The organism is Pseudoflavonifractor capillosus (genome assembly GCF_016899775.1).
GTDB lineage: Bacteria > Bacillota > Clostridia > Oscillospirales > Oscillospiraceae > Lawsonibacter.
Genome location: NZ_JACJJE010000003.1, coordinates 83510 through 96162 on the forward strand (window position 1 = coordinate 83510; position 12653 = coordinate 96162).

The following is a 12653-nucleotide window of genomic DNA, read 5'->3' on the forward strand; positions in this document are numbered from 1 at the left end:
TCAAGCGAAAGGGAGAAGACGTATGGAATTATCGGAAAAGATCCTGACGCTCCGCCGGGCACGGGGACTGTCTCAGGAGGCTTTGGCGGAGCAGCTCCAGGTATCCCGGCAGGCCGTCTCCCGTTGGGAGAATGGGACAGCCCTGCCCGACGCCTCCAACATCTTACAACTCAGCAAACTCTTCGGGGTGAGCGCGGACTACCTGCTCAACAATGACTGGGAGGAAAACGCGCCGATGCCCGAGACGGAGCCGCCAGCCCCGAAAAAGTCTCCGATCCCGGAAAAGACAAAGCCCTGCCGCTGGAGCGGGACCCGCATTGCCGGAATCTGTATGGCGGCGATCGGTTTCTGTACAAACCTGGTCATCTACATTGCCTCCCGGATGGTAGAGGTGGTTGTTCCCTACACCACAGTGGATGCGGACGGAACCAAATGGTATCACTGGGATGGGGCCGTGAGGGGGCACAGCTACCAGTATTTTATCCAGGAGTATGACCTGGAACTGCTGGCAGGTGTTGGATGGTGCCTGCTGGTTGTGGGCCTGGGCGCTGTGATCTGGGGCCAAGGTGGGGTACGGGCAATGTTTTGCCGGTGGCAAAGGTGGATAGAAGAGGAATAACGTAAGGACGGAGGTCCGATTGGGCCTCCGTCCTTGTGTTTTTATGAAGTTTAGAAGTTACCGGAAATATACCAGGGGGTCCTCCGGCGCCTCCGCCTTCTCCACCTGGTCGGCGTAGAGGACCACGCCCTCGCCCTCGTAGACGTTGGCGTGCTCCCACTGGATGGCGGCGTGGACGGTGACCCACTCTCCCTTGCGCAGGGAGCGGGCGCGGTCGTACTTGCACAGAAATCCGAAGAACCGGATGTCCTCCACGCAGCAGGTCATGGCGTTGCGGCCGGGGATGAAGGTCCCCTTGGGCAGTTTTAGGCTGGTCATGGCCTGGGCCTTAAAGGTGATGGTCTTGCCCACATACCGGTCTGGGTGGTCTTGAATGTCCAGGTACCAGATGCCGTAGTCGTCGTCCTCCAGGTCAATGTGATCGGCATCCAGAGAGTAGGGAAGGATGTCCTCCACCTCCAGCTCCTCGCCCCGCTCGTCCTCAAAGACCACCTCGCACATGCGGTTGGCCGCCCGAATGGAGCGCTTCCAGCCCGCCAGAGGCATGTCGGGGGTGCAGCGGTTAAAGAGGACCATGTCCGCCTCGGTGACCATGTCGATGATCATGGACTGCATGTTGTTCCGGTACATCTCAAAGGTGGTGCCGTCGATCACGTCGATGGCCTGATAGAGCCCCCAGGTCTTGGGAAGCTTCAAATCCCGGAGGATCTGGATGGGCCACATGCCGTTATACTCCATCAGCACCCGCTCGGGCTGATAGCGGCGGTCCACCTCTTCCAGAAAGGCGGTGGTGATCTGGTCCTGGGACTCGATGGGCACGACCCGGCAGTTCTGCTTGGACAGCTTCTCCTGGTCGTACTCCTCCTCGCCGTCCTCGCACATCAGAAGCACGGTGCGCTCTCCGTCGTTGAAGTAGTCCATGCCCAGGGTGTCGGTGAGCAGGGTGGTCTTGCCGCTGTCCAGAAAGCCGGTGATGAGATAGAGGGGAATGCGGGAATCAGGCATACTCGTCTCCTCCCATTACGCCAGCAGGAACAGCTTCTCCAGCTGGTCCTCTTTCAGATCGGAGCCGATGACGCACAGCCGGCCGGTGTAGTCGGCCGCGCCCTCCCGGATCTGGAACTCCTCGGGCACCAGGTCGAAGTGGAGCCAGGTCTGGCCGTCCTCGCAGGGCACCATGCCCTTGGCCCGGAGGATGTAGCCGTAGTCCTGGCCCATGGCCAGGGAGGACAGGATGTCCTGGAGCTCCTCCCGGCTGTACTTGCGGGGGGTCTCCCGGCCCCAGGAGGTGAAAATCTCGTCGGCGTCGTGGCCGTCGTGGTGGTGATGGTGGTCATGGCCGCAGGCACAGCAGGCGTCGCACTCATCCCCGTGGTCATGGTGATGTTCGTGCTCGTGCTCGTGATGGTGCTCATGCTCCTCGTGGCCGTGATGATGCTCGTGCTCGTGGTCATGGTCGTGGTGATGATGGTGGTGCTCGTGCTCGTCCTCATCGCTGTGGGTGCGGCCGATCTCCTCCATGAGCTCCTCGGCCAGGGAGTGGCCGCCCTCCATGGCGGAGACGATCTGGGCCCCGGTGAGCTGGTCCCAGGGGGTGGTGAGGATGGCGGCCTTGGCATTCTTGGCGCGCAGCAGGTTGACCGCGGCGTTCAGCTTGCCCTCGTCCATGCTCTGGGTACGGGAGAGGAGGATGGCGGAGGCGTGCTCCACCTGGTTGTTGAAGAACTCGCCGAAGTTCTTCATGTAGATGCGGGCCTTGGTGGCGTCCACCACGGTGACGAAGCTGTGGAGCTGAAGCTCCGAGGACTCCTTTTGCACCCGCTCCACAGCGGCGATCACGTCGGACAGTTTTCCTACGCCGGAGGGCTCGATGATGATGCGGTCGGGGGAGTAGTCCTCCAGCACCTTCTTCAGGGCGGCGCCGAAGTCGCCCACCAGGGAGCAGCAGATGCAGCCGGAGTTCATCTCGGTGATCTCCACCCCGGCGTCCTTCAAAAAGCCGCCGTCAATGCCGATCTCGCCGAACTCGTTCTCGATGAGCACGTTTTTCTGTCCCTGGAAGGCCTCGCTGAGGAGCTTCTTGATGAGGGTGGTCTTGCCGGCTCCCAGGAAGCCGGAGATGATGTCAATTTGGGTCATGGTATTGTCATATCCTTTCCAAAGATAAAAATTAAACCAGATTCGGGCCTTCCCCCCGCTGGGGGGAAGGTGCCCCCGCAGGGGGTGGATGAGGGGGAGGGGGTGCGTGGGACCGGCTCACCATCATCCGTCACGACCTTCGTCCGTGTCACCTTCCCCCTGGTAGGGGGAAGGCTTTATTCTATGTTCAACTCCAAATCAGGTGGGTGGCCTCCATGAGGGCGCACAGCAGGCCCGCGGCGGTCTCCCGGGTGCCGGCGTCGCCGGGCTGCTGATCCCCCACCAGGGCCCCCAGCTCGTCCAGATTCCGGGCGGAGGTCTGGGCCCAGTCGGAGAACTGGTAGTAGTTTCCCCAGTCTCCGGCGGACAGATTCTCCTGGGCGAGTTCATAGCCGTCCAGACTGGCCCATGCGGCCACCGAGGAGAGGACGGTGACCATCTCCTCGTATGTAATGGTGTCCTCCGGGCGGAAGGCGGAGCCGTCGCCGGCGAAAAAGCCCTTGGCGGCCATGGCGTTCACCCCGTCGGCATACCAGGCATCCTCCGCCACATCGGAGAAGTAGTTCTGCTCCGGAACCCGCAGGTCCAGGGCCGAGGCCACCATGGAGGCAAACTCTGCCCGGGTGATGGTCTCCTCCGGGTGGAAGGTGCCGTCCTCATAGCCGCTCACCAGCCCGTACACCGCCAGGGTGTTGATGGCGTCGGCGAAAGGGGAGTTTGATACGTCGGAGAACATGCGGCTCTCAAAATCCAGCCCCAGCTCCTCCGCCAGGGCGACAGGGGTTACCTCGGTCCAGGTGGAACCGCCGCTGCCCCGGTACAGCTTGGCCGAGGGGGGCAGGGCCTCCAGCAGCTCGGTGAAGGCGTCCCGGTTGTCCGCGTGGCGGGCGGTGCTCTCGTCGATATAGAAGGTGAAGCCAGCCAGCTCCAACTTCAGGGAGCCGTTGGCGATGGAGGGCTCGTTGGAGCGCAGAAGCAGGGCGGCGGCCTCGGTGTTCCCCTGGGAGATGAGCAGGGTGGGGAGGACCCCAACCGTGTCGTTGGTGGCTCCGTCGGGGGCATAGAAGCGGTAAGTGGTGATTTTCAGGCAGTCCCCGTCAAAGAGCTCGGCGATGGTGCCGTTGGAGGAGTCCTCATCCAGCACCGTCTGAGCCACACCCTTGCCGTAGGTGCGCTGGCCGATGGAGATGCCGATGTGGTGGGCACGGACAGCGGCGGCGAACATCTCCGCTCCGCTGGCGCTCCATGGGCTGGTGAGGACCACCACGGGCACATCGGTGAGGTCGGGGGCGTCAGGCCGGATGGCCCGGTAGTAGGCCAGACCGTCCCGGCCCATCATATAGACCATGACCCCGCTTTCAAACCAGCCCAGAGAGAGGGTCACTGCCGTGTCGGTGCCTCCGGGGTTGGAGCGCAAGTCCACCACCCAGAGGTTGGCATCGTCCCCCATCTCCTCCAGGGCCTCCCGCACCGTGTCGGAGGTGGAGGCGCCGAAGCTGTCGCAGGCGATGTAGCCCACATCCCCGTCCACCAGATCATAGGTGACAATGGGGATGGTGACTGCCTTGCGCTCCAGGGTGAAGTCCTTCTCCTCCCCGGTGCTGTGGAGGCGGATGGTGAGAGTGACGGAGGTACCCACCTCCCCGCGGATCAGGGTGGAGGGGTCCATGCCGGAGGTGAGGGGAACGCCGTCCACTGCCAGGATGCGGTCCCCGGCGGATAGTCCGGCCTCCTGGGCGGGGGAGTTGTCCAGGATGGAGAGGATCTGGACTCCGTCGTCCACGGCGTTCTGGATGGACACGCCGATGCCCACCACCGTCTCACCGTCCACCTGGTTCAGGAATGCCTGGTACTCCTCCGCAGACATGTATACAGTGTAGGGATCGTTCAGAGCCTCCAGAATGGCCTCGGTGGAGTCCAGATTCAAAATCTCCTGGGGAATCTCATCCACATAGTAGGTTTCCAGCAGCATGCGGGTATCCTCCGTCTCCAGGGCGGAGGCGGGGAGAGCGCACAGGCTGAGGATCAAAGCGGTGGACAGCAGGCCGGGAAGAATGCGATGTTTCATGGAAGTCTCCTTTTTTGGATAAGCCGCGCGCCGGATGCCACAGGCATCCGGCGCAGAACGTATGATTACAGCTTCGAGGTGCGGTAGGTCATCTCCTCACGCTTGGGGCCGGAGGAGACCATGGTGATGGGACATTGGATGTGCTGCTCCAGGAAGTCCACGTAGTCCTTGGCCTGCTGAGGCAGGGCGTCGTAGTCCTTGCAGCCGCGGATGTCGCACTTCCACCCGGGGAGGGTGGTAAAGACAGGCTTGGCCCGCATCAGGCGGGGAGTGACGGGGAACTGATCGGTGACCTCCCCGTCGATCTCATAGCCGGTGCACACCTTGATCTCGTCCAGATAGCCCAGCACGTCCAGACAGGTGAGGGCCACCTGGGTGGCGCCCTGAACCATGCAGCCGTACTTGGTGGCCACGGCGTCGAACCAGCCCACCCGGCGGGGACGTCCGGTGGTGGCGCCGAACTCGCCCTTGTCGCCGCCCCGGCGGCGCAGTTCGTCGCCCTCCGCGCCCAGCAGCTCGCTGACGAAGGGCTCGGTGTTGGAGCCCACGGAGGAGGAGTAGGCCTTGGTGACGCAGATCACGTCTTCAATGGCAGTGGGGGGCACCGCCGCGCCCACGCAGCCGAAGCCGGCCAGGGTGTGGGAGGAGGTGGTCATGGGGAAGATGCCCAGGTCCGGGTCCTTCATGGAGCCCAGCTGGCCCTCCAGCAGGACGGTCTTGCCCTCCTTCAGGGCCTTGTGGACAAAGCCCACCGCGTCCCCCACATAGGGGCGGATCTCTTCCCGCAGGGCGAGGAGCTGCTCCATGAGCTCGTCCACGCTCAGGGCGGGCTTGTGGTACAGATGCTCAAAGAGCACGTTCTTGATGGACAGGGCGGCCTCCAGACGCTCCCGCAGCCGGTCCTCATAGAAGAGGTCGCACACCTGAATACCGATCTTGGCGTACTTGTCTGAATAGAAGGGGGCGATGCCGCTCTTGGTGGAGCCGAAGGCCTTGCCTCCCAGGCGCTCCTCCTCATAGGTGTCCTGGAGCACGTGGTAGGGCATGAGAATCTGGGCCCGCTCGGAGATGATCAGGTTGGGGGCGGGCACTCCCTGATCGGTGAGGGAGTGGAGCTCGTCCACCAGCTTGCGGATGTCCAGCGCCAGGCCGTTGCCGATGATGTTGGTGACATGGGGGTAAAACACGCCGGAAGGGAGCGTATGCAGGGCGAAGCGGCCCTGATCGTTGATGATGGTGTGGCCGGCGTTGGCGCCGCCCTGATAGCGGATGACCACGTCGGAGGTCTCCGCCAGCATATCGGTGATCTTGCCCTTGCCCTCGTCGCCCCAGTTGGCGCCTACGATCGCTTTTACCATAATGTGTTACCTCCGGAGACCGGGATTCGCAACCGCCTGGGCGGATTTGCCTTATCCGGTTTCCAACACAGCTCCTTTATTATACTTCCTTTTTTCGTCCCGCGCAACTGTTTTTCTGGAAAGAAACGCGGGGAAAAGAACTTTTTGCGGCGCTTTGCCCCGCCGTCTCTTTCCGTTTTCTTTCTATGGATGCGGAGCGGCGAAATCCCCCGCAAAAAATGCTTGACTTGGAGCGCACTCCAGGGAGTAGCATAGTACCAGAAAGCAAGAGAAACCGGAGGGGGAGTATGCCGCCGCCTCCGGGAGGGCGGCGCGTGATGCGCCGTGAGATAGAAAGGGGTAATACCAATGATCTACAAAAAGTTTCAGGATTTGGAGCTGTCCGCCCTGGGTATGGGCTGCATGCGCCTGCCCGTTATTGACGGGGACGACGCCAAGGTGGACGAGGCGGCTACCTTCCAGATGGTGGACGAGGCTATGTCCGGCGGGGTGAACTACTACGACACCGCCTGGGGCTATCACAACGGCAACTCTGAGCTGGCGCTGGGCAAGGCCCTGGCCCGGTATCCCCGGGAGAAATTCTACATTGCCGACAAGTTCCCCGGCTATGACCTGGCCAACATGCCCAAGGTGAAGGAGATCTTCGAGGAGCAGCTCAAGAAGTGCCAGGTGGACCACTTCGACTTCTATCTGTTCCACAATGTGTGTGAGATGAACATTGACGCCTACCTGGACCCCAAGTACGGCATCTATGACTATCTGATGGAGCAGAAGAAAAACGGCCGCATCCGCCACTTGGGCTTCTCCTGCCACGGGGCGATGCCGGTGCTCAAGCGGTTCCTGGAGGCCTACGGCAAGGACATGGAGTTCTGCCAGCTGCAGCTCAACTACATCGACTGGACCTTCCAGGGCGGCAAGGAGAAGGTGGATCTGCTGAACGAGTACCACATCCCCGTTTGGGTGATGGAGCCCCTGCGGGGCGGCCGCCTGGCCCGGCTCAGCGAGGAGGAGGCCGCACCCCTGAAGGCCATGCGCCCCGATGAGACCATCCCTGCCTGGGCCTTCCGCTTCCTCCAGTCCATCCCCAGCGTGACTGTGGTCCTCTCCGGCATGTCCGACCTGGAGCAGATGAAGGCCAACATCGCCACCTTCCAGACCGAGGCCCCTCTCAATGAGAAAGAGATGGACGGCCTGATGGAAGTGGCCGGCGGCATGGTGAGCCAGACCGCTCTGCCCTGCACCGCCTGCCACTACTGTGTCAGCCACTGCCCCAAGGGGCTGAACATCCCCGAGCTGCTGGCGCTCTATAATGAGCACTCCTTCACCGGCGGCGGCTTCCTGGCCCCCATGGCCCTGTCCGCCATCCCCCAGGACAAGTGGCCCAGCGCCTGCATCGGCTGCCGCAGCTGCGAGAAGGTCTGCCCCCAGCAGCTGAAAATCTCCGAGGCCATGGCCGACTTTACCGCCAAGCTCAAGGGATAACAAGGCGGAGTGCTTCCGCTTTTATATTGCAAACAAATTGTAAGGTAAGCGTTCATGCTTCAAATGCCGGTTTTGTATGGGAAGATGACATTTGGGTGATTGACCAAGGTCCTGCTGCACAATTGAGCAGCAGGACTTTTTTATCTCCAAGGCAGATGAAAGGGAGTGTAAGTTTTCATTGGCCCAGGTTGGGAAGTGGTCCAAACCACATGCATTCGAAAATAGAATGATAATTATTCATAATTAGAAAGCGAATGCAGACATAAAGTTCAGCGTATCTGATGAACTTTATCATCGACGGTGAAAAGTGTATTGACGTGAGATTTGTTTCTGAGTATACTCACAAACAAGCAACGGGGCGGGTCCAATGGGACACGCCCTTTTTCTGTATTTTTGCGATCAATTGTTCATTGAGCACACAATGGCGTGTGTTTCGCTCAACCAGCGAAACATGCGCCTTTTCTTTTCGCGCGGCGGGTTGGAACGTGTTTGAGCATTTGGCGCCAACCAGGAGAAGGTAGACTGCGATTCGCCTGATTCAATATATTTTTACCAACCTTTTTATATTGTTTTGGGCGATCGCTTTCTACATATATGCTTTTGTGCCTCGGTTAATCGGGGTGCAGAGAACATTTTTGCAGGGAGGAGACCGCAAATCGAAAATCACAGTGTTCCGTCTGAAAGAATTAGGCCCTGTTTGAAAATTGAAAACGTGCCCGGCGGCGAGGGATTTTTTCGCTAGGCAAGACAATTTGACGCAGCAATCCTTGTGGATTGCAAGGAAAATGAACGCAGCATAGCGGAAAAAGACCCGCCGTTTGGGCATATTGACATGTTTCAAACATGGCCTAAGCGGAAGCCAACGCCATCAAGCATGAAAAAAGGGAGGCATTTTATACCATGGAAGTAAAGAAAAAGTATTTGAGCTTCTACTATGAAAGTCAGCCTGAAGTTGCAGACCCGGTTATTGATCCGAAAAAAACGGCTCTGCTCTTGGTGGATCTGCAGAAGGAATTTGTGTCCAGAGAGATCGGTGACGCAAAAAAATTGAAGGACGCGGGTGATTGGGAACGATGGATCCCCTTTTATGACCGGGTGGAACAGGTGGTGGTTCCCAACAGCAAGAAGCTTCTTGATTTCTTTCGGGCTAACGGTCTCACAGTGACCTATGGAAGAATCGCCTGCTTGAGAGAAGATGGGGAGGACCGCTCCCCGGTCCAGAAGTCTGAGGGCTGGAACGGCATGCTTGTTTATGTAAACAGCGAAGGCGCCGAGATGGTTGATGAACTCAAGCCCATGAAAAATGAGATCGTCGTCAATAAGACGACGGACAGCGTTACAACGGGGACGAACTATTTACAACTGCTGCAGTATATGGGGATAGAAACGGTTGTGGTCATCGGGCTTGTGACGGACCAGTGTGTGGCCAGCACGGTAAGAGGCCTGGCCGATGCTGGGTATAAGGTGATCTGTGTTGAGGACGCCTGTGCCGCTGGAAGCATGGAGCTGCATGATGCGGAACTGAAAATCATGAGCGTGATCTATTGTGATGTGTTGACCACAGATGAGACGATTCAGTTATTGAAAGACAGTATGGACAAATAAGAGGAGGCGTTGAAAATGAGTGGGCTGAGACAGGAGATACGGCTTCCCGGTATGATTGCCATGGCCGCTGGCGGCATGATTGCCGCATGGCAGGTGGAAATTAAGTACTGGTTTGAGGTAGCCGGCGCAGGCGCTGCTTTTTCTCTGCTTTTCTGTGCGATTCTTGTGTTACCTCTCTGCTTCATCTATTCTGAAATGACGAGCATGATGCCCTATGCGGGGGGACAAAATATCTGGATCTCCAACGCCTTCGGATGGAATATCGGATTTGTCGCCTGCTGGCTGATCATGCTGCTGTACGTTATGGCGATGCCGACAGTGGCGTTTGGCATTTCATCGATGTTGGGATATATCTTCCCGATCACCAGCATGCAGACAAAAATTGTAGCCGCAATCATTCTGGTGCTGTGGTATTTCCTGACAAATTTTGAGCTAAAAATATTGACAAAGCTGCAGAACCTATTTTTTTGGAGCACATTGGTAATTGCGGTAGCGGCAGATATTATTTTTATCTGCAGCGGACACTGGAGTTTTGACAACCTCGACTGGTTTCCCAACGGCATGAGCGGCTGTGCCGCGGCAGTGGGACTTCTGATCATGAAGTTTGTGGGATTCGATCTGATTCCGCAGTTGTCTGAAGAGGCAAACTTTCCGAAAAAAGATCTATGGAAAGCCTTCGTGCTCTCTCTGGCCTGCACGGTGCTGGTTTATGGCTTGGCGGTGGTGGCTGTAGGCGGAATCGTCTCCCTTGAATGGATCGCTGAGACAGATATTGTAGATCCAAGAGTTGCAGATATTATTGGCCTGCACGGGTTGGGTTATGTGATTGTTATTATGGGGATTTTGACGTGTATTACGACCATCTCCTCTTTCTGGCTGAGTGCCTCCCGGATTCTGTACGGCGCGGCTAAACAGCACCAGATGACAGGACGTCTTGCGGTGCTGAATAAAAATGGACAGCCTAAGCTCGCGAATTTGATCGTTGGCATCTTTGCCATGTATTTTACGATCTTTGCCCCGGAAGCGTGGGTCAATTATATGTATACCATCTACGGCCTGGCGGCCGGAGGCGTTTATCTGTTGGTAGCGCTTTCATTTTTAAAAATACGGAAAGAGCATCCGGAGTGGGAACGCCCTTACCGTGTGAGGGCAGGAACCCTGATGGGGGTGATTGCCATTCTGTTCTGTGTTTGGGTTTTGTATACCAATGCGCTGGGTATGACTCCCGGAGCGTGGGTGGTATTTGTGGTGTACGCAGCGGTAGGAGTGCTCTTGTGGGCATTTGCAAAGAGCCAGCAAAAGAGACACCCCAAAGAGTGGGCTCCTGTTGTGATTAACCCGGATACGGTGAAGCGTGAAGAGGCAAGCAAGCTGGATTTGTAAGAATATAGCTGATCTATGTATAAACAGGCGCCGGATCGCATCAATGTGATCCGGCGCTTGTTTTCATAAAAAGCGGTTGTATTTCACGCAATCAGCCTATGAATGCGGAAGCGTCCTCCGATACACCCAAAACGCCGCCCCGGCGGTAATGACCTCGGTGATCCAGAAGGCGTGCCATACCCCGTTTGGTCCCATCGCCCGGCACAGGAGGAAGGCGGCGGGTAGGATGACCACCGCGTACCGGCACAGGGAGATGACCAGGGACTGACTTCCCCTGCCCAGTCCCTCCAGGGCTCCGGAGGAGGTGACGGACACGGCGGAGATGAGAAAGCCCCCGCAGATGATCCGCAGGGCGGCGCCGCCGGCCTGAACGGTGGCGGACTGGTCGGTGAACAGGGACATGAGGGGCTCCGCCCACAGCAGGCACACCGCCGTGCCGAGGGCCATGATGATCCCGCTGGCGCACAGGGTGGCGTTGTACAGCTGCCGGACCCGACCGTGCTCCCCCGCCCCGTAGTTGTAGCCGATGAGCGGGCGCAGCCCCTGGACGACGCCGCTGGCCGGGAGGTAGAGGAAGGTCTGAAGCTTGTAATAGATGCCCAAAATGGTTACATAGCTCTGGGAGTAGACCGAGAGCAGACCGTTGAGCACCGAGATCAGCAGAGAGGGGAGGGCCAGATTCAAAATGGCGGGCACCCCCACCGCGTAGAGTTTTCGAATCAGCGGTCCGTCCGGCTTCAGACAGCTCCGGCGCAGGCGCACCGGAATGGGAAAGAGCCGGTAGGCGGCCAGATAGACTGCCAGGGTGAGCACCTGGCCGATGCCGGTGGCCAGTGCGGCCCCCGAGATGCCCAGTTCCGGGAAGGGGCCGGGGCCGAAGATGAGCAGGGGGTCCAGGATGATGTTGGCGATGCATCCGGCCAGAAGGGCGGCCATGGTGATTTTCATACGGCCCACCGCCTGGAAGAGTTTCTCAAACGAGAGCCCCAGCATGATGATCACCGAGAAAGAGAAGGCGATGCCGGAGTATTGAAGACCCATCTGGATGACTGCCGGGTCAGAGGTGAACCGGGCCAGAAAGGAGGGCATAATAGCGATGCAGGCCGCGGTGAGGATCAGCCCGTGAAGGGCGGACAGCGCAATTCCCTGGGCGGCCGCGGCGTCCGCCCGGCGGCGGTCTCCGGCCCCCAGTCCGATGGCGATGACCGCGTTGATGCCCACGCCGAAGCCGATGGCCACGGCATTGATGAAGTTTTGAACCGGGTACACCAGAGAGAGGGCAGTCATGGCCTCCTCGCTGATTTTGGCTACAAAGAAGCTGTCCACGATGTTATACAGGGAGTTGACCAGCATGGACAGCACCATGGGCAGGGCCATAGAGGCCAGGAGGGGGAGGATGGGCCGCTCCTTCATAAATGTCTCGCTCATTGCAGTTCTCCGTTCCGTGCAGAGGGGTTCCAGCCGCAAAAAAGCCGCACAGCTGTCCAATGGGACCGCTGTGCGGCGAAAAAGAGCAGGGGGCAGGGATGCCGAAACTGCTGGAAAAATCCACACAAAGTTTTTATAGCGGCATCATAGCACAGGTGAAATCCCCGTGTCAAGGGGCGAAAACTGCCTCCATCCCGGGGCGGACATAAATTTCAGAAAGAAAAAGGAAATTTCTCTTGCTTTTTGCGTCGGGTTGTGCTATGATGCTAGATGCGTTTACAGACGATCCTCCATGGAGAAAGAGGTGAAGATACAATGAAGGCAGGAATTCATCCCGATTATCAGCAGACCACCATCCGGTGCGCCTGCGGCAACGTGATTGAGACTGGTTCTACCAAGAAGGACATCCGCGTGGAGGTGTGCTCCAAGTGCCACCCCTTCTACACCGGTAAGCAGAAGATGGTGGATACCGGCGGACGTGTCAGCCGCTTCAATAAGAAGTTCGGTCTGGACAAGAAGTAAGATCGCACCAGAAAAAGCCGTACCGAGGTCTCGGTGCGGCTTTTTGTCT

At 58.5% G+C, this 12653-nt stretch carries 10 protein-coding genes; 5 read left to right on the forward strand and 5 right to left on the reverse strand.

Features of this window, described 5'->3' with window-relative positions; all coding sequences use genetic code 11:
• The first annotated feature begins 22 nt into the window (after window positions 1-22).
• Entirely contained in the window at window positions 23-619 is a 597-nt protein-coding gene (locus H6B31_RS01820; protein WP_204896935.1) for a helix-turn-helix domain-containing protein, read from the forward strand.
• A 57-nt stretch (window positions 620-676) separates the two neighbouring features.
• Here H6B31_RS01820 and H6B31_RS01825 read toward each other — a convergent pair whose 3' ends face one another.
• From H6B31_RS01825 to H6B31_RS01840, 4 genes are all read right to left on the reverse strand, one after another.
• Window positions 677-1624: a TIGR03943 family putative permease subunit gene (locus H6B31_RS01825; RefSeq protein WP_204896936.1), complete on the reverse strand. Its 948-nt coding sequence runs from the start codon at window positions 1622-1624 to the stop codon at window positions 677-679.
• A 15-nt stretch (window positions 1625-1639) separates the two neighbouring features.
• Window positions 1640-2758 (reverse strand): CobW family GTP-binding protein, encoded by a 1119-nt coding sequence (locus H6B31_RS01830; protein WP_204896937.1) that lies wholly within the window; start codon window positions 2756-2758, stop codon window positions 1640-1642.
• Window positions 2759-2945: 187 nt separating this feature from the next.
• Entirely contained in the window at window positions 2946-4826 is a 1881-nt protein-coding gene (locus H6B31_RS01835) for a S41 family peptidase (RefSeq protein WP_204896938.1), read from the reverse strand.
• Between the two features lie 65 nt (window positions 4827-4891).
• Complete coding sequence (locus tag H6B31_RS01840) at window positions 4892-6184, reverse strand: adenylosuccinate synthase (protein WP_204896939.1); 1293 nt, start codon at window positions 6182-6184, stop codon at window positions 4892-4894.
• A 348-nt stretch (window positions 6185-6532) separates the two neighbouring features.
• Between H6B31_RS01840 and H6B31_RS01845 the strand changes: the two genes are divergently transcribed.
• The 3 genes from H6B31_RS01845 to H6B31_RS01855 all read left to right on the forward strand — a co-directional run bounded on the left by H6B31_RS01845 (window position 6533) and on the right by H6B31_RS01855 (window position 10654).
• A complete protein-coding gene (locus tag H6B31_RS01845) occupies window positions 6533-7666 on the forward strand; it encodes an aldo/keto reductase (protein ID WP_204896940.1) in 1134 nt (377 codons plus the stop codon).
• Window positions 7667-8566: 900 nt separating this feature from the next.
• On the forward strand, window positions 8567-9271 hold the full coding sequence (locus H6B31_RS01850; RefSeq protein WP_204896941.1) for a cysteine hydrolase family protein: 705 nt from the start codon (window positions 8567-8569) through the stop codon (window positions 9269-9271).
• A 15-nt stretch (window positions 9272-9286) separates the two neighbouring features.
• Entirely contained in the window at window positions 9287-10654 is a 1368-nt protein-coding gene (locus H6B31_RS01855; RefSeq protein WP_204896942.1) for an APC family permease, read from the forward strand.
• Window positions 10655-10750: 96 nt separating this feature from the next.
• On the opposite strand, the gene H6B31_RS01860 is transcribed toward H6B31_RS01855, so the two are convergent.
• On the reverse strand, window positions 10751-12082 hold the full coding sequence (locus tag H6B31_RS01860; protein ID WP_204896943.1) for an MATE family efflux transporter: 1332 nt from the start codon (window positions 12080-12082) through the stop codon (window positions 10751-10753).
• A 315-nt stretch (window positions 12083-12397) separates the two neighbouring features.
• On the opposite strand from H6B31_RS01860, the gene rpmE reads away from it, so the two are divergent.
• Entirely contained in the window at window positions 12398-12604 is a 207-nt protein-coding gene (gene rpmE / locus H6B31_RS01865) for a 50S ribosomal protein L31 (protein ID WP_087290458.1), read from the forward strand.
• Window positions 12605-12653: the final 49 nt, after the last annotated feature.